Below are 19,932 nucleotides of genomic sequence, written 5' to 3'. Positions count from 1 at the left end.
CGGGACGAGGGAAACCGTCGGTGCGGAGGCGACAAAAACGGCCCGCGAGGTCCGCGGGCCGTTTGTGGGATGCTCCAAATCGATGGGCTGAGCCTCATCGGGTATAGACAAGGCGGCTGTGAGCGGTCAGGCCGCCCGGCGGGTCGCTCGCGCTTCGCGCGGCAGGGCCGCGAGGGCCGCGCGCGCGGCCGTGGCCCCGCGCAGCTCGATCACGGTTCCGGCCGCGATCTGCTCGTCGCGGTCGACCCGGGCGCCGTTCCCGATCATGGCGTTCTCGCCCACCTTGACGTTGCTTCCGATCCGCGCGCCGCTGCCGATGACGCAGCCCCTGCCGATGTGGACGTTGGCGCCGACGAACGTGCGGTCGCCGATCGTCGCGCCGGAGTCGATCCAGCTGCCGGCGCCGATGTAGGCGTCCAGCCCGATGCGGGCGTCGGCCTCCACATAGGCGGTCGGCTCGACGCGGGCGGAGTCGGCCACGCGTGCCGACGGGGACACCAGTCCCTTGCCGTTCGCGTGCCGCCTGTACTTGATGATTGCGCCGGTCTCGTCCTCGAGCTCTTCTATCCTCCGTGCCATTTCATCCCCTCCTTCGAGATCGTCGCGAGATTATGCCACCTGACATAACCGTGAACGGGGGCGAAAGATTCCCTGATCGCCCCACGGAACGGGCACTGTACGCCGGTGTTCCGGGGGCGACCAGGGGGGATGCTCGGAAGGTGCTGAGCGTCGAGCGCCTGGCCCGCGCTAGTAGCTCAGCCCGTGGCCGAACCGGTAGAGCGGGTCGGCGGTGTCGAACGGCACGTCCGGGCGGTTCTCGACCACCGCGGCCATCGACGACGGCAGGTCCATCGGGAGCCGGCCCTGCGGCGCCGCCTCCCCGAACAGCACGTCCAGCAGGGCCGCGGAGCTCGCGCCGAAGTCGGCCGCGATGGCGCGGACCTCGCCCGCGAACGGCGTCAGGATCGCCGGGCGGTCGAGGAACACCTCCAGCACGGTCGGCACGGCGCGGGCGATCGCGAGCACCTCGTCCACGGTCTCCTGCGGGAAGTCCAGCGAGCCGGCGTGGAAGAAGTTCTCGAACATGGTCGACCGCTGCTCGTACGGCGCGTGCAGCCGCACCAGCGCGACGTCGGCCTCCTCCGGGATGGCGACGACGGTCGCATAGCCGGCCACGGCCTCCGGGTCGAAGCCATGGACGAACACCTTCGTACCGCGGGCGAGCGGGAGGACGGCCTCGTTCTTGAGCAGGGTGACCGACGCGCGCTGCGCAGCCTCCCCCGCCGCCACGAACTCCGCGTTGCCGACGACCTCGGCCGCGCGGGCCGGGTCCACCGTCGGCGCGTCGAACAGGCCGAGCCGGAACTTCTCGCGCAGCAGGCGCCGGGCGGACACGTCGAGGCGCCCCTCCGGCAGCTCGCCGCTGCGCACCAGGTCGATCAGGAGGTCCGGGATGGCCTCCCCGCCGAACTGGTCGGCGCCGGCGTCCAGCACCTTCGCCATCCGCTCGCGCGTGCTCAGGTGCTCCACGCCCCAGGCGCGCGCCGGGAACGGCTGGCCGGCGATCTCGGCGTCCGAGAGCAGCCCCCAATCGGTGCAGACGATCCCGTCGAAGCCGTAGCGCTCGCGCAGCAGGCCGGTGACGACGGACTTGTTGAAGCCGAATCCGACCTCCTCGTACTCGGTGCCGACCGGCATCCCGTAGTACGGCATGATCTGGCTGGTGCCGGCCTCGAACGCGGCCTCGAACGGCTTCAGGTGCGTCTCGAACTCGCCGCCCGGGTAGACCTGCTCGCGGCCGTACGGGAAGTGCGGGTCCTCGCCGTCCTTCTGCGGGCCGCCGCCGGGGAAGTGCTTGGTCATCGTCGCGACGGAGTCCGGGCCGAGCTCGGGACCCTGGAAGCCGCGGATGTAGGCGGCGCCGAGCCGCGAGGTGAGCTCGACGTCCTCGCCGAAGGTGGCGACCTGACGCGCCCAGCGCGGCTCGGTCGCGAGGTCGATCTGCGGGTGCAGGGCGACGCGGATGCCGACGGCGGTGTACTCCTGGCGCGCGATGTCCGCGAACCGCTCGACCAGGTCCTCGTCGCCGATCGCCGCGAGGCCGAGGGTCTCCGGCCACTGCGAGAACGGCCCGGCCATGATCGCGGCGCCGGGGTTGTCGCTGAACGAGTGCCGCGGGTCGGTGGAGAGGGTGACGGGGATGCCGAGCCGCGTGCTCGCCGCGACCTCCTGGATGCGGTTGTGCCACTCGGCCATCTCGGCGGCCGAGCTGGCAGCGCCGAACACGTTGAAGTGCGTCATGTGCCGGTCGCGGATCATCTCGGCGCTGTCGGCGATCCCGAACAGCGGGTTCGGCCCGGCGACGGCGCCGCCCTCGCCGATGGTGATCATGGTCTGGAAGAACAGCCCGGCCTTCTCCTGGAGGGTCATCTGGCCCAGCAGGTTCTCGACGCGCTCGTCCAGCGGGAGGCTCGCGTCGCGGAAGCGCGGGTCGACGGGGAGCGCGTCGGCGGTCGCCGCGCCGTCGGCGGTCGGGTCGCCGGCGGCGGGTCCGGTGGTCGGGTCGGTGGTGGTCGTGTCGGTCATTCGCACTCCTTCGGGCGTCACGGTGAACGGTTCCGATCATAAACCTACTGTTACTTGGTTTTTGCCGTGAGTGTGTGCAGCCGGGAATCCGCGCTCGATGACCGCGACCTCCCAGAGTTCGATCTCGAGAGCGTCTTCCAGCTCGCGGGCTCGCCGAACCCACCAGTCGCGGTCGTCAGCAGACGACCACTCTCCGTCCATACCCAGGTGGGTCGCCCAGAACGACGACCAATCGCGCAATTCAGCATTCAGTACAGGACTCAACGGCAGCGAGTTCTCCTCGAGGAGCCCGACTCCGCGCTGCCAGATCGGCCACGAGACTCCGTGCTCGGGGAGCAGGCGAATCGAAATCAACAGCCCGTCCCGGTTGGCCCGTGCTCGCTGAATCGCACTTCGAGGGTCGAAGCCCTCGGGGACCCGCAACTCGACCTGCGTGATGGGATCGGGGACCCAGGTGCCGCATCCTTGCATGCGTTCAGCACATTTCACATCTCAGCGAGCCGGGGTGGAGCTCTGTGCGGGACGCTGGACGGTAGCCGGTCGCTGAATCTCCGTCACGCGCGTCTGGGATGCGCGATCCTTGACCCCGTCGCTCGCCCGCGCCTAGGGTGGCGGCGTCGAAGGGGGACGGGATGGCGCGGCTCATCGTGGAGCAGATCGTGTCGGCGGACGGGACGGCGGCGGACGCCGAGGGCGGCATGAGCTTCCTGACGCCGGAGGCCGCCGGGGACGAGGCCGACCGGGAGCAGCTGCGGAGGCTCGCCGGGCTGTCCGCGATCGTGCTCGGCGCGAACACGTACCGGATGTTCGCGTCCTACTGGCCGACGGCCTCCGAGGAGGACGACCCGATCGCCGGACTGATCAACCGCCTCCCGAAGCACGTGCTCAGCAACAGCCTGGACGCGGCGCCGTGGGGCGACCTCGCGCCCGCGACCGTCGAGCGCGGGGGCGTCGTGGAGTCGCTGCGCCGGCTGAAGGCGTCCTACCCGGGCGAGATCATTCTCTGGGGCAGTCTGCGGCTGGCGGACGCCGCGTTCCTGGCGGACGAAGTCGACGTGCTGCGGCTGCGGATCCTGCCGAGCATCCTCGGCGGCGGCCGCGGGGTGGTGCCCGAGTCGCTGCCGGTGACGCCGCTGCGGCTGGTGTCGTCGAGCATCCACCCGGGAGGGCAGGTGGCGCTGGAATACGAGGTCGGGGCGCCGGACTGAGCCTGGGGCCTAGGCTTCCCCCGCCACCACCTCCAGCAGCGCCTCGCCGTACGTCTCCTTCTTCTTCGCGCCGATGCCGCTGATGCCGTCGAGGTCGGCGAGGGAGGACGGGCGTGCGGCGGCGACCGCGCGCAGCGTCGCGTCGCCGAAGACGATGTACGCGGGCACCCCCTGGGTCTTCGCTTCGCCCGCTCGCCAGGCGCGCAGCGCCTCGAAGAGGCCGGCGTCGGCGGGCGCCAGGTCGGCCGGCGCCGCGGAGCGGCCGCTGCGGGAGGAGCGGGCTGCGCGCTCGGGCTCGCGGCGCAGGACGACCTCCCGGCCACCGGACAGCACCTCGGAGCTCGCCGGGGTCAGCGTGAGGACGCCGTACTCGCCCTCGGGCTTCAGCAGCTCCTGCGCGATCAGCTGGCGGACGACGCCGCGCCACTGGCTCTCGCCGAGGTCCTCGCCGAGGCCCCAGGTGGAGAGCTTGTCGTGGCCGTACTGGTCGACGCGCGGGGTGCGCTTGGCACGGAGGATGTCGATGAGGTGGCCGGCGCCGAAGCGCTGGTTGCGCTCGCGCTGGAGGCGGACGACCGTCGAGAGCAGCTTCTGGGCGGGGACCGTGCCGTCCCAGGTCTCCGGCGGGGTGAGGCAGGTGTCGCAGTTGCCGCACGGGGTCGCGCGCTGTCCGAAGTAGTTCAGCAGGTTCACGCGGCGGCACTGGACCGTCTCGCACAGCGCGAGCATCGCGTCCAGGTGCTGGGTCAGCCGGCGGCGGTGGGCGAGGTCGCCGGGGGACTCGTCGATCATCCGGCGCTGCTGCACGACGTCCTGCAGCCCGTAAGCCAGCCAGGTGGTCGACGGGAGGCCGTCGCGGCCGGCTCGGCCGGTCTCCTGGTAGTAGCCCTCGACCGACTTCGGGAGGTCGATGTGGGCGACGAACCGCACGTCCGGCTTGTCGATGCCCATGCCGAACGCGATGGTCGCGACCACGATCACGCCGTCCTCGCGCAGGAAGCGCGCCTGGGTGCGCGCCCGGGTCTGAGCGTCGAGACCGGCGTGGTACGGCAGGGCGGTGAGGCCGCGGCCGGCCAGGAACTCGGCCGTGCGCTCCACCGAGTTGCGGGACAGCGCGTAGACGATGCCGGCCTCGCCCGGGTGCTCGCCGGTGATGAAGTCGAGCAGCTGCTTGCGGACCTCCACCTTCGGCACGATGCGGTACTGGATGTTCGGGCGGTCGAAGTCGGAGACGAAGTGCTCGGCGTCCTGCAGGTGCAGCCGCTCAGTGAGCTCGCGGTGGGTCGCCTCGGTCGCGGTCGCGGTCAGGGCGATGCGCGGGACCCCCGGCCACCGGTCCGCCAGCTCGGAGAGCGCCAGGTAGTCGGGCCGGAAGTCGTGGCCCCACTGGGAGACGCAGTGCGCCTCGTCGATGGCGAACAGCGCGACGCGGCCGCCTTCGAGGAAGCGCTTGGTCGCCTCGCTCGACAGGCGCTCCGGCGCGACGTAGAGGATGTCGAGCTCGCCCGCGAGGTAGGCGCGCTCCACGGCCGAACGCTGCCCGGCGTCCTGGGTCGAGTTGAGGAACGCCGCGCGCACGCCGACGGCGGTCAGCGCGTCGACCTGGTCCTGCATCAGCGCGATGAGCGGCGACACGACGACACCCGTGCCCTCGCGGACCAGGGACGGGATCTGGTAGCAGAGCGACTTGCCGCCGCCGGTCGGCATGAGCACGACGGCGTCGCCTCCCGCCACGACGCGGTCGATGATCGCTGCCTGCTGCCCGCGGAAGGAGTCGTAGCCGAACACGGTGCGCAGCGCCTCGGCGGGAGAGTCGAAGCGCGCGGGCGTCGCCTGCGGAGTCCGCGGGGCGCCGGCGGAAGACGCGGCGGAGCCCGCCGACGCCGCCGGCGGCGCGTCCGTGAACGGCACGTCCGCATACGGGTCGTCGCCGAAATCGGGCAGCGGAGGCTCGACATCGAACGGAGGCTCGTCGAAGGGCGGCGCCTCCCGGTCGTCGGGCTCCCACGTGTTCCAGCTCATCCCTCGATCGTAACGATCGCCGCCGACCGCGACGCCCAGGCTGCGAAGACGTGGAGAACCCACTACGAGGGTGAAGCTGTGGAGGACGAAAGGCCCGCGACCGCCCTCCGCTACGATCGGCCCATGCGGACGCATCCCGAAGCCCCCACCGCGCCGGTCCCGGCCTGATGCCGGCCGCGATCCTCGGCCTCGTCAGCGCGCTCGTCTACGGCTCGGCCGACTTCGTCGGCGGCCTCGCCGCGCGCGCGATCGGCCCGCTGCGCACCACCGCGCTCGGCGCCGTCGGCGGGCTCGCGCTCCTCCTGCTGGCGCTCCCGTTCGTCGGCGGCACGTGGTCGACACCCGCCCTCGGCTGGGGCGCGGCCTCCGGAGCGGTCGGCGCCGCTGCCGTCGCCCTCCTCTACGCGTGCCTGGCGATCGGCCCGATGAGCATCCTCTCGCCGCTGACCGCCGTCGTCTCCGCGATCGTGCCGATGGTCTGGGGGCTGGTCGGCGGCGACCGGTTCGCACCGATCGGCTACGTCGCGCTCGGGCTGGCCCTGGTCGCCGTCGTCCTGGTCGGCTTCGTCCCGGAGCGCGGCGCGGTGCGGCCCAGCGCCCGCGCGCTCGGGATGGCGGTCGCGGCCGGCGCGCTCATCGGCGTCTTCCTCATCATGCTGGACCAGACCCCCGCCGACTCCGGGCTCGTCCCGCTGGTCGCCAACCGCACGGTCAACGCGGCGATCATGTGGACGATCGTGGGCGTGCTGGCCGCCCGCGGGGTCACCCGGAGGCTGCCGCGCCGCGGCCTCCTGCTCGCACTCGGCTCCGGCCTCCTGGACGCCTCGGCCAACGTCCTCATCCTGCTCGGCCTGCGCGCGGGAGACCTGACGACGATGTCCGTACTCGTCGCGCTCTACCCCGCCGGCACGATCGTGCTGGCCGCGTTCGTGCTGCGCGAGCGCATCGCCCCGGTGCAGTGGATCGGGCTCGTCCTCGCGGTCGCCGCGGCCGGAATGCTCGCCGTCGCCTGAGCCGTGGCCCCCGAACGGGTACTGTGGGTCGCCGGAATACGGGAGGGCGCGGATGACGCAGAATCAGAACCAACCACACGACCCGGCAGACGATCTGGAGAACCGGCGCGAGCACCTGGGCGACGTGTCCCAGGCTGTGCAGGACTTCTCCAGCGAGCAGGAGGGCTACCACAAGTCCCTGACGTCGCGGCAGCTGCAGATGATCGCGATCGGCGGGGCGATCGGCACCGGCCTCTTCCTGGGTGCGGGAGGCCGTCTCGAGCAGGGCGGACCGCTGCTCGTCCTCGTCTACGCGGTCTGCGGGTTCTTCGCGTTCCTCGTGCTGCGCGCGCTCGGCGAGCTGGTGCTGCACCGGCCGTCGTCGGGCTCCTTCGTCTCCTACGCCCGCGAGTTCTACGGCGAGAAGATGGCGTACGTCGCGGGTTGGATGTACTTCCTCAACTGGGCGATGACCGCGATCGTGGACTCCACCGCCGTCGCGCTCTACGTCAAGTACTGGCAGCTGTTCACGGCGGTGCCGCAGTGGCTGCTCGCGCTGATCGCGCTGGTGGTCGTCGTCAGCCTCAACCTCATCTCGGTGAAGGTGTTCGGCGAGATGGAGTTCTGGTTCGCGATCATCAAGGTCGGCGCCCTCGTCGCCTTCCTCGTGGTCGGCATCGTCGTGCTCGCCGCAGGCTGGCCGACCGACCAGGGCCCGACCGGGATCGCGATGCTCGCGCAGAACGGCTGGCTGCTCCCCCACGGCGTGGCGACGATCGGGATGGCGATCGTGCTCGTCCAGGGCGTCGTGTTCGCCTACGCGGGCGTCGAGCTGGTCGGGATCGCGGCCGGCGAGACGGAGAACCCGGAGAAGATCATGCCGCGCGCGATCAACAGCGTGGTGTTCCGCATCGCCGTCTTCTACTGCGGCTCGATCCTGCTCCTCGCGCTGCTGCTCCCGGCCGCCACGTACAGCGGCAGCGAGAGCCCGTTCGTCACCTTCTTCAGCCACCTCGGCGGCCCGCAGCTGAGCGCGATCGTCGGCTCTGTGATGAACTTCGTCGTGCTCACCGCGGCGCTGTCGAGCCTGAACGCCGGGATGTACTCGACCGGCCGCATCCTGCACTCGATGGCGCAGACCGGCGCGGCGCCGGCCTTCACGTCCCGGATGAACGCGCGCGGCGTTCCGTACGGCGGTATCCTGCTGACCGCGGCGATCGGCGTGCTCGGCGTCTTCCTCAACCTGATCGTGCCGGCGGAGGCGTTCAACATCGTGCTGAACGTCGCCTCGCTCGGGATCGTCACCAGCTGGGCGATGATCATCCTCTGCCAGATGCAGTTGCGGAAGTGGTCGCTGCAGGGCAAGCTCGCGCGACCGTCGTTCCGGCTGTTCGGGGCGCCGTTCACGGCGTACCTGACGCTCGCGTTCCTGGCGGCGGTGATCGTGCTGATGGCGTTCGACTACCCGACCGGGACGTACACGGTCGCCTCGCTGGTGGTCATCATCCCGCTGCTGATCCTGGGCTGGTACGCGCAGCGCTCACGCATCCTCGCCATCGCCCAGGCCCGCGAGGGCTACACCGGCGCCCACCCCGTCGTCGCCGCCCGCCGCCCCCGCCGCCCCCGCTCCAGCAACGAGAAGTGAGTAATCGCGGGAATCCCGGCCGGGATTTCTGCGATTACTCACGTTTCGGCGGGGGTGGGGCGGGTTTGGGCGGCTTGTTCTAGGGCGGGGAGGGCGGCTCGGATGTCGGCCACGTCCTCCGGGGGCAGGTCGGCCAGGATGGCGGCCACGGCCTGCGCCCGGTCGGAGCGCGCGGCGAGCAGCAGGTCGGTCCCGGCCTGCGTGCCCGAGACGAAGAACGAGCGGCCGTCGGCCGGGTCGGGCGTGCGCTCCACCAGCCCCCGCGCCTCCAGGTCGGAGACCACACGGGTGATCGTGGGCGCCGCCACGACCTCGATCGCGGCGATCTCGCTCGGCCGCAGCGGCCCGCGGCGCACGATCGTGGAGAGCGCCGAGAGCTGGCCGTGGCTGAGGCCTCCGGTCGCCGAGCGGATGCGGCGGTTCAGCCGTCCGACAGCGAGGGCCAGGCGGCCGGGGACATCGTCGTCACCGGTCGTCGGCCGTCCGGAAAGATCACGCTCGCCCTGCACCGACTTCCTCGCCTTCCACAGCGACCGGCCGTGCTGCTGCGACGGCCTCCTCATGAACATACTTGGATCCGCCGAGGAACGAGGCGATCGCGCCGATGATCGACATGACCGCCGCCGCGATGAACACCACCACGAGGCCGTCGTGGAACGGCCCGGAGATGAGCTGAGGGAAGAACTCCTTGCCGGTCAGCGTCGCCGCGTCGACGTGCGGGGACTGCAGCAGGCCGGTCGGCCCGAGCAGGCTCGCGATCGGGTTGTAGCCGAGGAACGCCGCGAACAGACTGCCGACCGGAGGCGTCGCGCCGATCTGGGCGGCGACGTTCTGCGGCACGCCGTGGGAGGTCAGCCCGGTGCTGAGCGCGGTCGGCAGCGCGACCGACAGGCCCGCGATCATCAGGGAGAAGAAGATGCCGATGGAGAGCGAGCTTCCGGCGTTGAGGGCGACGCCCGCCATCCCGGAGGCCGAGCCGCGCTCGTTCGCCGGGACGCTGTTCATGATCGCCGTGCGGTTCGGCGACGAGAACAGGCCGGAGCCGATCCCGTTGAGGCCGGTCAGCAGCGCGAACTGCCAGTACTCGAAGTTCACCGGGATGAGCAGGAGGCCGACGAAGGTCGCCGCGACGAGCACGAGTCCGACGGTCGAAAACGCCCGCGAGCCGAACCGGTCGGAGAGCGCGCCGGAGATCGGGCCGGCGATGAGGAAGCCGATCGTGATCGGCAGCATGTAGATGCCGGCCCAGAGCGGCGTCGACTCGTAGCTGTAGCCGTGCAGCGGCAGCCAGATCCCCTGCAGCCAGATGATCAGCATGAACTGGAGGCCGCCTCGCCCGATCGCCGCGAGGAAGCCCGCGAAGATGCCGGACGAGAACGCTCTGATCTTGAACAGCCGCATGTCGAACATCGGCGACGGCACCTTGAGCTCGATGACGACGAACGCGATCAGCAGCAGGATGCCGCCGATGATCGAGCCGAGCACCCACGGGTTGCCCCAGCCCTGCGACGAGCCGCCGTAGGGCTGGATGCCGTAGGTGATGCCGGTGAGGAGGGCGATGAGGCCGATCGCGAAGGTGACGTTGCCGAGCCAGTCGATCCTGCCGGGGTTCTTCTGGCCGACCTCGTGCAGCGACTTGAAGGACCAGATGGTGCCGATGATCCCGAACGGCACCGAGACGAAGAAGACCGCGCGCCAGTCGATCTCGGCGAGCACGCCGCCGAGGATGAGGCCGATGAACGAGCCGGCGATCGCCGCGACCTGGTTGAGGCCGAGCGCGAAGCCGCGCTTGTTGGCCGGGAACGCGTCGGTGAGGATCGCGGTCGAGTTGGCGAACAGCATGGCGCCGCCGATGCCCTGGACGAACCGCCAGGCGATCAGCCACATGGCGCCGGGGCCGCCGGAGAACGGGTCGAGGCAGAGCGCGATCGCGGCGACGGTGAAGATGACGAAGCCGAGGTTGTAGATGCGGACGCGCCCGTACTGGTCGCCCATCCGGCCGAACATGACGACGAGCACGGCGGTGACGAGCATGTAGCCCATCAGCATCCAGAGCAGGTAGGAGACGTTGCCCGGCTCGAGCGGGTTCAGCTTGACGCCGGTGAAGATCGCGGGCAGCGAGATGATGACGATCGAGGAGTTGATCGTCGCCATGAGCATGCCGAGTGTGGTGTTGGAGAGCGCCACCCAGCGGTAGTGCGGGTGATCCTTGGTGAAGATGCCGGTGCGGGCCAAAAGAGTCCTTCGTGCGTTTCGTATCGGGTGTCGTGGGTCGCCGGCCCAGGCAAGAGGTGCGCGCCGGAGCGGGAAGCGCGTCGGCGCGCTGATGATTTATATGCGTTAACTATATATCCGGGTGATTGTTCCCGGAAGCGGAGGTGAGGTTCTTAGAGGCTTCTGTGCCCCGATGGGTGAGGATCGGGCCGTGCGCGTGTTCGTGATCATCGTCACCCTCTGCGCCGCCGTCGTCGCGGCCGTGGTCGCGCTCGGCCTCGCGGTGGACCTGGTGGACGCGCGCGACATGGGGGACGGGGCACCGGACGCGCTGTAAGGGCTCCGCCCGGCGTCGATTCCGGGTACGGTCTCCCCCGGGACCGGGTCGTCTCCGGCGAAAGGCGCTCACGATGAAGCTGCTCCTCACCTCCGGCGGGATCACCAACCCGAGCATCGAGGCCGCCCTGGTCGACCTCCTGGGCAAGCCGATCGCCGAGTCCCGCGCCCTGTTCGTCCCGACCGCGCAGTGGGGTCAGCCCCAGTGCTCGCCCGAGTCGGTCTGGATGTCGATCGCCGGGAAGTGGGACGACGCCGTCGGGCTCTGCGACCTGGGCTGGAAGTCGGTCGGGGTGCTGGAGCTGACGGCGCTGCCGGGCATCCCCGTCGAGCGCTGGACCTCGTGGGTGCGCGACGCCGACGTGCTGCTGGTCGACGGCGGCGAAGCGGTCTACCTCACGCACTGGCTGCGCGAGTCCGGCCTGGCCGACCTTATCCCGTCGCTGCCCGACACCGTGTGGGTCGGGGTGAGCGCCGGAAGCATGGCGCTGACGCCGCGCATCGGGCGCCAGTTCGTGGACTGGGAGCCGGACGGCGGCGACGGGACGCTGGGGCTGGTCGGCTTCTCGATCTTCCCGCACCTGGACTACCCGGGCTGGCCGGCCAACACGCGCGAGAGCGCGCACCGCTGGGCGGCGGGCATCCCTGGTCGCGCGTACGCGATCGACGACCAGACGGCGATCTCCGTCGTCGCGGGGGAGGTCCGGGTGATCTCCGAGGGGCAGTGGGAGCAGTTCGGCTAGGGGCGCCGCGTCGCATGATCCGGGCGTGATGTTCCCGGAAGCGTGGCCTGTTGTACACCCGCGCCACTGCCCGCGGGACACGCTCCACCGGTACTCTGACGGCGTCGCGAAGCTCTGCGGTCGCGGGTTGGAGGTCGCCCCTCGTGAGTGCCGTGTACGAAGCTGTCGAGAACGACGTCGCGACACCCGCGCTGTCCTGGTTCGGACAGCGACGGAACCTGGTGTCCGCGTTCGTCGTCCTGCACGTGATGTTCCTGGTCGCACTCGGGCCGGCCATCGTCACCGGGGATGCGCTCGGGGACCTGCCGCTCTACCGGACCTGGGTCCTGGACGCCTTCCAGTACGGGCAGTGGCCCGGCATCACGGAGCCGTGGGTGTACCCGGTCGGAGCGCTGGCGCCGCTGCTGGCCGCCAGCGTCGCAGGGCCCGCCCTGTTCCAGTTGATCTGGTTCCTGCTCATCACCGTGCTGAACGGCGCGGCCGTCCGCGTCCTCATCCGGGAGGGCTCGACGGCCGGCTACCGCGCCGCCTGGTGGTGGCTGGCGTTCGTGCTGGTGATGAGCCCCGTCGCGCTCCTGCGCCTGGAGGGCTTCACCGCACCCCTCGTCATCATCGCGCTCACCGTGCTGGCGCGTCGGCCGGCGGTCGCCGCGGCGCTCCTCACCGTGGCGGCGTGGATCAAGGTGTGGCCGGCCGCCGTGCTGCTGGCGGCGGTCATCGGGTTCCGCCGACGCCGCCCGCTGATCCTCGCCGCCCTCGGCGTGACCGCGCTGGTCGTCGGCACGATCGCCGCTCTCGGCGGAGCGCGCTTCCTCACCGGGTTCCTCACCACGCAGACCGAGCGGGGACTCCAGCTCGAGGCGCCGATCACGACGCCCTGGCTGTGGCTGGCCGACCTCCACGTGCCCAACACCTACGTGTGGCAGAACAACACCCTGAGCACGGAGGAGGTGAGCGGGCCAGGAGACAGCGTCGCCGCGGCGGTCATCGGCTACGCGCTGCCGATTGCTCTGCTGCTGGTGGCATTCCTGCTGATCCGGGCGGTCCGGGCTCGCGGTCCCGAGCCGGTTCTCGTCGTTCTCGGCTCCCTCGCGCTGGTGACCACCCTGGTGGTGTTCAACAAAGTCGGGTCGCCCCAGTACGTGCTCTGGATCGCCCCTGTCGTCGCCGTGCTCATCCGGACGGACCCCCGCGCGGCGCGCATCCCGTCGATGCTGCTCCTCGTCATCGCGGGGCTGACCACCCTGATCTTCCCGATCCTGTACATCCCCCTCACCGATGGGGATCCCGTCGTCGCGGCCATCCTGACCGTCCGCAACGCGCTGTTCATCGTCCTGCTCGGCTGGTCGATCAGGAGGCTGTTCGCGCTCAGCCGCCCGGCCGCGGCCGCCGAGGCCGCCGAGGCTGTCGAGGCCGACGGGTCGGGCGTCGCGTCCTAGAGCGCGCTCTCCTACCGCTCACCCCACGGCCGCGAAGAACGCGAGCACTCGCGGAAGCGCTTTGCCCACGATGGTCCCGTGGGTCGCCCCCGGCACGGTGTCGTACGTGACCGCGGTGCCGAGCCGGAGCTCCCGATCGACGAAGGCCTTCGTCAGGTCCGGGCGGACGAGCTGGTCGGAGAGGCCCTGGGCGACCAGCAGCGGGATGGGCAGCCGGACGCTCCCGGGGGTGTTGGCGGCGAGCAGGTCCTGCCACGGCTGCGTGGTGGCCGGGTCGGCCGTGAGGAACGTGCCGACCAGCGGCCGGGCGACGGCATGGAGGGCGTCGTTCTGCGTGATGAGGCAGAAGCCGTTGATCGCGGGCAGGGCCCGGGCCGCGGCCGGCGTCAGGATGGACTCCACCGGCGCGCCGTAGACCGAGGAGTACGCCGCGAACGCGTACGAGGCGATGCTGACTCCGGAGATGTCGCCGATGTCCGCCCGCAGCAGCGGCGCCAGGTCGGTGGCCGGCGCGGCGACCGCGACGGCGCGCACATCGAGCTCCGGCGCGTAGGCCTTCCACAGCTGCGCGGCGAACAGGGCCGCCTGGCCGCCCTGCGAGTGGCCCCAGAGCAGGACCTTCGAACCCAGATCGGTGCGTGGGAGGCTCCGTGCGGCTCTGACCGCGTCGAGCAGGTTGCGTCCCGCGGTGTCGCCGATCAGGTACGAGTCGGGGCCGGGCACGCCCATCCCGGTGTAGTCGGTGGCGACGACCGCGTAGCCCTGGCCGAGCAGCTCGGGGAGGCCCTCCATCCACACGTACGGGTCGACGGACCTCGACGGCGCGCATTTCTCGGCGGTGCCGGTGGTCGGGTGCCCCCAGGAGACGACCGTGCGGCCGCCGGCCGGCGCCGGGGCGTCGGGCACGACGAGCATGCCGCTGTTGAGCACCGGGGCGCCGTGGAGATCGGTGGACCAGAACAGGATCCGCCAGGCGGTCGAGCCGCGCGGGGCGCCGACGGCGGTCTCGGAGCGGACGAGCGTCCCCGGTTTCTGCGGCGTGCTGGGGGCGTCGGCGTAGAACCGGCCGGTGTATGCGCGCGCGCCGAGGTCTTCGCTCACCCGTTCCGCCTGCGTACAGGCGACGAGGGAGGTGAGGCAGAGCAGCGCCAGCGCTGTCGCGAGCACGGCGGACAGGCGAGCGGAGCGACTGCTGGAGCGGCGAGCGGAGCGCGGCTGCGCGGACATGCGCACATCCTGGCATGGCTCGCGCGGCTAGCGCGCCCCGTCGTCCACCTGCACCGGGTACCCCGCCCGCAGCACCGCGAGCGTCGACGGCGGCGTCAGCACTTCCGCGGTCCCGCGCCGCGGCCGCACCAGCCGCTCGCCGTACCCTGCGCTCCCCCACACGCTGAGGTGGTCGCCCAGCACCAGCGCGGGCCGGCCCTCCACGACGGCGAACGCGCCGTCCGGCAGCGACGACCAGGCAGCCTCGTGCACCCGCCGCCGATGCGTGCGCGGATACAGCCGCTCGCTGTGCAGCCGCCGGTTCATCTCCCCCGCGGACGGCAGTGCCGTGCCGGCCTCCGACGCCCAGGCCGCCTGGTATTGCTTGTACGCGGCCCAGCGGCACTCGGCGCACGGCCGGTGTCCCGCGGCGAAGGCGACCGCCTCGTCGTGGAAGAACAGGAACGTGTAGCGGCCCGGCCGCCACAGGTCGTGGTGGCGGCCGCGGAACTCCAGGGCGCACGTGATCCACAGGTTGCCGCCGTGGTAGCGGACGACCTCCTCGCCCTCGTGCAGCCTCCCGCGGTTGCCCGTCCACGCCCCCCGGAGCGGGATCGCGACGATCTCGCCGGTGGGGGTGACGCGGTTCCGGTACGGGGACACGGCGGTCACGCGCTCCAGAGCGCCGGCACCAGCACCCAAAGCACCTCGGCGCCGTCGTCGGTGAGCACGCGCCAGCTGTGCGGCTCGTGCCCGCTGAACGTCAGGCTGTCGCCCGGGCCGAGCCGCCACTCTCGGTCGGAGAAACGGACCTCGATCTCGCCGCGGAGGACGTGCAGCACGTCGACGTCCGCCGCCACCGCGTAGAGCTCCTCGCCGCCGTGGCCGCCGGTCTGGATGACCGAGCGGATGACTTGCACGCGCGACTCCGAGCGCGGGGACAGCAGCCGCTCCTCCGTGTCGACACCGCCCAGGTTGACCTTCGCGCCTGTGCCCGCGGGGACGAGCTGCACGTCGGGCTCCTCGAACAGCGAGCCGACCGGGATCGACAGGACGTCGCAGAGGCTGATCAGGGATGAGACGCTCGGGGACGTCATGTCCCGCTCCACCCGCGAGAGGAAGCCCTTGGTCAGGCCGGTGATCTGCGCGACCTCGTCGATCGTGAGCTGCTGCGCCCGGCGTGCCGCGCGCAGCCGCGGGCCGATGGCCACGCGGCGGTCGGCGGGTTCGAGGGGCATCGGGCGCATGGGACAACGGTAACCGTTCGAGGGGCTGGAGCCGGCGACGACCCGATCGCGTTGACGTCGGGGCGATCGCGTTGTAGCCTCTCATGCAACAAAGGTTCCGTCACAGGAAACCTGCACCGCACCAAGGAGGTTGCCTTGCCGCAGAACGTCGGCCCCATCGACTCGTCGCGCACTCCCCGCTACGCCGGCCGCGACGGCTTCGCCCGCCTCCCGCGCCTCGACCAGGTGGACCATGCCGACATCGTCGTGGCGGGCGTCCCGTTCGACACCGGCGTCTCCTACCGCCCGGGCGCGCGCTTCGGACCCAACCACATCCGGGAGGCCTCCCGCCTGCTGCGCCCCTACAACCCGGCGCTCGACGTCTCCCCGTTCGAGCTCACGCAGGTCGCCGACGCCGGCGACATCGCAGTGAACCCGTTCGACATCGCGGAGGCCATCGAGACCGTCCAGTCGGCGGCCTACGACCTCACCGCCGACGGTACCCGGCTGGTCACCCTCGGCGGCGACCACACCATCTCGCTGCCGCTGCTCCGCGCGGCGGCCGAGCGCCACGGGCCGGTCGCCCTCCTGCACTTCGACGCGCACCTGGACACCTGGGACACCTACTTCGGCGCGGAGTTCACCCACGGCACACCGTTCCGGCGGGCGTTCGAGGAGGGCATCCTCGACACCGCGGCGCTCAGCCACGTCGGCACCCGCGGCCCGCTCTACGGCAAGAAGGACCTGGACGACGACCACCGCTTCGGCTTCGGCATCGTCACCAGCGCCGACGTCTACCGGCAGGGCGTGGACGAGGTGGTCGCGAAGCTGCGCGACCGCATCGGCGACCGCCCGCTCTACATCTCGATCGACGTGGACGTCATGGACCCGGCCCACGCGCCCGGCACCGGCACCCCGGAGGCCGGTGGCGTCACCAGCCGCGAGCTGCTGGAGATCATCCGCGGCTTCGTGGGCCTCAACCTGATCGGCGCCGACGTCGTGGAGGTCGCCCCCGCGTACGACCACGCCGAGCTGACCGGCGTCGCGGCCTCCCACCTCGCCTACGACCTGGTGTCGCTGCTCGCGCTGCGGCACGAGGACGAGAACCGGGGCGCGACGTCGTGACCGCGCGCACCGGAGGCGACGTCGTCGTCGAGACCCTGGCCGCGCTGGGCGCGACCCACGTATTCGGCATCCCCGGGCAGCACGCCCTCGGGCTCTTCGACGCCCTCCGCCGCAGCCCGCTGACCTTCGTCAGCTCGCGCGTGGAGAACAACTCCGCCTTCGGTGCGGACGGCTTCGCCCGGGTGACCGGCGGCGTCGCCGTCCTCTTCCTCTCCACCGGCCCCGGCGCGCTGACCTCCCTCGGCGCACTGCAGGAGGCGTCCGCGACCGGCGTGCCGATCGTGGTCGTGGCGAGCCAGGTCCCGCGCCGCGGTCTCGGCGGGACCCGCAACGGGCTGCTGCACCAGCTCGACGACCAGCAGGCGAGCGCCCGCAACGTCACCAAGTCGACGGCGCTGGTCAGGGAGGCTGCCCACCTGCCCGCCGCGCTGGCCGACGCCTGGGCGCTCGCCCAGACCGCGCCCGCAGGGCCGACCTGGGTGGAGGTCCCGGAGGACGTGCTGCTCGGGCCGGCCGACACCCCGCCCGTCGTCGAGGCTCCCGCGGTCGCGCCGGTCTCGCGCGGCCCGCGTGCGGAGTCGGTGGCGGAGGCCGCAGCCCTCCTCGCCGCCGCACGTCGTCCGGTCATCCTCGCCGGCGGCGGCGTCCGCCGCTCTCCCGGCGGTCCCGACGCGCTCCGCCGGCTCGCCGAGGCGCTCGACGCCCCGGTCGTCTCGACCGTCGGCGGCAAGGGCGCGCTCCCGTTCAGCCACCCGCTGTCCGCGGCCTCCTGGATCGAGGACCGGCACACCACCGACCTGCTGGAGGACGCGGACGTGCTCCTGGCCGTCGGCACCGCGATCGGGGAGGTCACCAGCAACTACTTCACCTTCGCCCCGCGCGGCCGGCTGATCCAGATCGACGCCGAGCCCCGCGTGCCCGGCTCGAACTACCCGGCCCTCGGCATCCCCGCCGACGCCGGGCTCGCGCTCGGCGCGCTCGCGGACGCGCTCGCCGGGCACGACCCGGCCGGCATCGTCGAACGACCAGGCGCGCGGGTCGCCGCCGAGCTCCGCGCCCGGGTGGAGGCCCGGCTGGCGGCCCAGGACCGCGCGACGGAGCAGACGCTCCTCGCCGGCCTCCGCGAGGCCGTCCCTGCCGACGCGCACACCTTCTGGGACATGACCATCGCCAGCTACTGGGCCTGGTCGGCGTGGGATCCGCAGACCGGCGGCTTCCACTCCGCGCAGGGCTCCGGGGGCCTCGGCTTCGCCTTCCCCGCCGCCCTCGCGGCCGCGGCCGGCACTGGCCGCCGCACCTTCGCGGTCAGCGGCGACGGCGGCGCGCTCTACTCGATCGCCGAGCTCGCCGCCGCGCGGCAGCACGACGCGGACGTCACCTGGCTGATCGTCGACGACGGCGGCTACGGCATCCTCCGCGAGTACATGACCGGCGCGTTCGGGGAGGCGACGGCCACCGAGCTGGCCCGCCCGGACTTCGTCGCGCTCGCCCGCTCGTTCGGGATCCCGGCCGAGCGGGTCGGCCTGGACACCGTCGACGCGGCCGTCGCGGACAGCTTCACCCGGTCCGGCCCCGTCGTGCTCGTGCTGCCCGCCGTGCTGCGCATGTTCGACGCCACCCACCTCTGAAACACAGTCCACTCGACGCGAAGGAGCGCCCATGGACATCGCCATCATCGTCATCTACCTCGCTGCCATGCTCGGCTTCGGCTTCTGGGGACGCACCCGGGTGAAGAACTCGGCCGACTTCCTGGTCGCCGGCCGCCGCCTCGGGCCGACGCTGTACACCGGCACGATGGCGGCAGTCGTCCTCGGCGGCGCATCCACGGTCGGCGGCGTCGGGCTCGGCTACAAGTTCGGCATCTCCGGGATGTGGCTGGTCGTCGCCATCGCGGTCGGCCTCCTGCTGCTCAGCCTGCTGTTCGCCGGGCGCATCCAGAAGCTGAAGGTGTACACCGTCGCCCAGATGCTGCACCTGCGCTACGGCGTCGACGCCACCAGCGCCTCCGGCATCGTGATGCTCGCATACACACTCATGCTCTCGGTGACCTCGACCATCGCGTACGCCACGATCTTCAACGTCCTGTTCGGCACCGACCAGACCGTCTCCGTCATCATCGGCGGCGCGATCGTGCTGCTGTACTCGGCGATCGGCGGGATGTGGTCGATCACGATCACCGACATGGTGCAATTCGTCCTGAAGACCATCGGCGTCTTCTTCCTGATGCTGCCGTTCGCCTGGGCCCACGCGGGCGGGTACGAGGGCATCGTGAAGCGCCTCGGCACCTCGCACTTCGACCTCGGCGCGATCGGCACCGGAACCATCGTGACGTTCTTCGTCGTCTACTCGTTCGGGATGCTGATCGGCCAGGACATCTGGCAGCGCGTCTTCACCGCCCGCACCCCGCGCGTCGCCAAGTGGGGCGGGACGGCCGCCGCGGTCTACTGCCTTCTGTACGGCGTCGCCGGCGCGCTGATCGGCACCGCGGCCGCAGCCTTCCTGCCGGAGCTCAGCAACAAGAACGACGTGTACGCGGCCGTGGCGGAGGCCATCCTCCCGGTCGGCGTCGCGGGTCTCGTCCTGGCGGCGGCCGTGGCTGCGATGATGTCCACCGCATCCGGCGCCCTGCTCGCCGCGGCGACCGTCGCCCGAGCGGACGTCATGCCGCTGCTGCGCCGCCTCACCGGGCGCCGCCCAGTCGCGCCCGAGGGCAACCCCGAGCACGACGTGCGCGCCAACCGCTGGTGGGTCGCCGCGCTCGGCCTCATCGTCGTCGTCATCGCCGCGCTGCTCAACGACGTGGTGAGCGCCCTCACCGTCGCGTACGACATCCTGGTCGGCGGCCTGCTCGTCCCCATCCTCGGCGGCTTCGTCTGGCGCCGCGCCACCGGCACGGGCGCGCTCTGGGCGATGGGCGCCGGGACGATCGCGACCCTCGGCACCATGGCCATCGTCGGCGACGTGCTCGCCAACGAGCCGATCTACGTCGGCCTCGGCGCCAGCCTGGTCGCCTACATCGTCGCCAGCCTGCTCAGCCCGCGCACCCCGGCCGCCGTCATGGCAGTGTGGGACGCCCGGCAGAAGGGTGAGCCGGAGCCCGCGACGGCCTCCGACGCGCCCGAGGACGAGCCGGCCGGCGAAGCGTCACCCTCCCCTCTCCGATAACCCCCACCCGCCCCCGAAGGGAACC

Annotated in this window: 18 protein-coding genes; 9 read left to right on the top strand and 9 right to left on the bottom strand. The window is 71.7% G+C overall.

What is annotated here, in order from left to right; all coding sequences use genetic code 11:
- Positions 1-126: 126 nt before the first annotated feature.
- The 3 genes from F1C12_RS17245 to F1C12_RS17235 form a co-directional block, all read right to left on the bottom strand.
- Positions 127-579, bottom strand: a complete 453-nt coding sequence (locus F1C12_RS17245; RefSeq protein ID WP_185276110.1) for a DapH/DapD/GlmU-related protein — start codon at positions 577-579, stop codon at positions 127-129.
- A 168-nt stretch (positions 580-747) separates the two neighbouring features.
- The gene (locus F1C12_RS17240) at positions 748-2,586 is read right to left on the bottom strand and encodes a glycoside hydrolase family 3 protein (RefSeq protein ID WP_185276109.1); all 1,839 of its coding nucleotides are present in this window, start codon (positions 2,584-2,586) and stop codon (positions 748-750) included.
- Between the two features lie 36 nt (positions 2,587-2,622).
- On the bottom strand, positions 2,623-3,057 hold the full coding sequence (locus tag F1C12_RS17235; protein ID WP_185276108.1) for a hypothetical protein: 435 nt from the start codon (positions 3,055-3,057) through the stop codon (positions 2,623-2,625).
- Positions 3,058-3,218: 161 nt separating this feature from the next.
- Between F1C12_RS17235 and F1C12_RS17230 the strand changes: the two genes are divergently transcribed.
- Positions 3,219-3,794: a dihydrofolate reductase family protein gene (locus F1C12_RS17230; protein WP_185276107.1), complete on the top strand. Its 576-nt coding sequence runs from the start codon at positions 3,219-3,221 to the stop codon at positions 3,792-3,794.
- A 9-nt stretch (positions 3,795-3,803) separates the two neighbouring features.
- Here F1C12_RS17230 and recQ read toward each other — a convergent pair whose 3' ends face one another.
- Positions 3,804-5,816 (bottom strand): DNA helicase RecQ, encoded by a 2,013-nt coding sequence (gene recQ, locus F1C12_RS17225; protein ID WP_185276106.1) that lies wholly within the window; start codon positions 5,814-5,816, stop codon positions 3,804-3,806.
- Positions 5,817-5,983: 167 nt separating this feature from the next.
- On the opposite strand from recQ, the gene F1C12_RS17220 reads away from it, so the two are divergent.
- On the top strand, positions 5,984-6,829 hold the full coding sequence (locus F1C12_RS17220; RefSeq protein WP_185276105.1) for a DMT family transporter: 846 nt from the start codon (positions 5,984-5,986) through the stop codon (positions 6,827-6,829).
- A 52-nt stretch (positions 6,830-6,881) separates the two neighbouring features.
- Positions 6,882-8,453, top strand: coding sequence for an amino acid permease (locus F1C12_RS17215; protein WP_185276104.1), 1,572 nt, complete (start codon positions 6,882-6,884; stop codon positions 8,451-8,453).
- Between the two features lie 38 nt (positions 8,454-8,491).
- Here F1C12_RS17215 and F1C12_RS17210 read toward each other — a convergent pair whose 3' ends face one another.
- A complete protein-coding gene (locus F1C12_RS17210; protein ID WP_185276103.1) occupies positions 8,492-9,016 on the bottom strand; it encodes a MarR family winged helix-turn-helix transcriptional regulator in 525 nt (174 codons plus the stop codon).
- A complete protein-coding gene (locus F1C12_RS17205) occupies positions 8,946-10,688 on the bottom strand; it encodes an MFS transporter (protein WP_185276102.1) in 1,743 nt (580 codons plus the stop codon). Before F1C12_RS17205 ends, F1C12_RS17210 begins: the two co-directional genes overlap by 71 nt.
- Before the next feature lie 190 nt (positions 10,689-10,878).
- Here F1C12_RS17205 and F1C12_RS22760 point away from each other — a divergent pair, with 190 nt between their 5' ends.
- The 3 genes from F1C12_RS22760 (at position 10,879) to F1C12_RS17195 (ending at position 13,185) form a co-directional block, all read left to right on the top strand.
- Positions 10,879-11,004: a hypothetical protein gene (locus F1C12_RS22760; protein ID WP_258045964.1), complete on the top strand. Its 126-nt coding sequence runs from the start codon at positions 10,879-10,881 to the stop codon at positions 11,002-11,004.
- A 73-nt stretch (positions 11,005-11,077) separates the two neighbouring features.
- Positions 11,078-11,746, top strand: coding sequence for a Type 1 glutamine amidotransferase-like domain-containing protein (locus F1C12_RS17200; RefSeq protein WP_185276101.1), 669 nt, complete (start codon positions 11,078-11,080; stop codon positions 11,744-11,746).
- 143 nt (positions 11,747-11,889) lie between these two features.
- The gene (locus F1C12_RS17195; protein WP_185276100.1) at positions 11,890-13,185 is read left to right on the top strand and encodes a glycosyltransferase 87 family protein; all 1,296 of its coding nucleotides are present in this window, start codon (positions 11,890-11,892) and stop codon (positions 13,183-13,185) included.
- 18 nt (positions 13,186-13,203) lie between these two features.
- On the opposite strand, the gene F1C12_RS17190 is transcribed toward F1C12_RS17195, so the two are convergent.
- The 3 genes from F1C12_RS17190 to F1C12_RS17180 are packed head-to-tail and all read right to left on the bottom strand — an operon-like array spanning position 13,204 to position 15,638.
- Entirely contained in the window at positions 13,204-14,412 is a 1,209-nt protein-coding gene (locus F1C12_RS17190) for an alpha/beta fold hydrolase (RefSeq protein WP_185276099.1), read from the bottom strand.
- A gap of 27 nt (positions 14,413-14,439) precedes the next feature.
- The gene (locus tag F1C12_RS17185) at positions 14,440-15,063 is read right to left on the bottom strand and encodes a hypothetical protein (RefSeq protein ID WP_219732632.1); all 624 of its coding nucleotides are present in this window, start codon (positions 15,061-15,063) and stop codon (positions 14,440-14,442) included.
- Positions 15,060-15,638, bottom strand: a complete 579-nt coding sequence (locus tag F1C12_RS17180) for a helix-turn-helix domain-containing protein (protein WP_185276098.1) — start codon at positions 15,636-15,638, stop codon at positions 15,060-15,062. The genes F1C12_RS17185 and F1C12_RS17180 overlap by 4 nt, the downstream gene beginning before the upstream one ends.
- Positions 15,639-15,773: 135 nt before the next feature.
- Here F1C12_RS17180 and speB point away from each other — a divergent pair, with 135 nt between their 5' ends.
- The 3 genes from speB to F1C12_RS17165 are packed head-to-tail and all read left to right on the top strand — an operon-like array spanning position 15,774 to position 19,907.
- Positions 15,774-16,742, top strand: a complete 969-nt coding sequence (speB, locus tag F1C12_RS17175; RefSeq protein ID WP_185276097.1) for an agmatinase — start codon at positions 15,774-15,776, stop codon at positions 16,740-16,742.
- Positions 16,739-18,370 carry a thiamine pyrophosphate-binding protein gene (locus F1C12_RS17170; protein ID WP_185276096.1) on the top strand — a complete coding sequence of 544 codons (1,632 nt, stop codon included), beginning with the start codon at positions 16,739-16,741 and terminating at the stop codon, positions 18,368-18,370. Before speB ends, F1C12_RS17170 begins: the two co-directional genes overlap by 4 nt.
- A gap of 31 nt (positions 18,371-18,401) precedes the next feature.
- Positions 18,402-19,907, top strand: coding sequence for a sodium:solute symporter (locus tag F1C12_RS17165; protein WP_185276095.1), 1,506 nt, complete (start codon positions 18,402-18,404; stop codon positions 19,905-19,907).
- The last annotated feature ends 25 nt before the right edge of the window (positions 19,908-19,932 follow it).

Origin of the sequence: Leifsonia shinshuensis (assembly GCF_014217625.1) — a bacterium.
GTDB classification, from domain to species: domain Bacteria; phylum Actinomycetota; class Actinomycetes; order Actinomycetales; family Microbacteriaceae; genus Leifsonia; species Leifsonia shinshuensis_A.
This window is presented reverse-complemented; position numbering and strand designations above follow the sequence as displayed.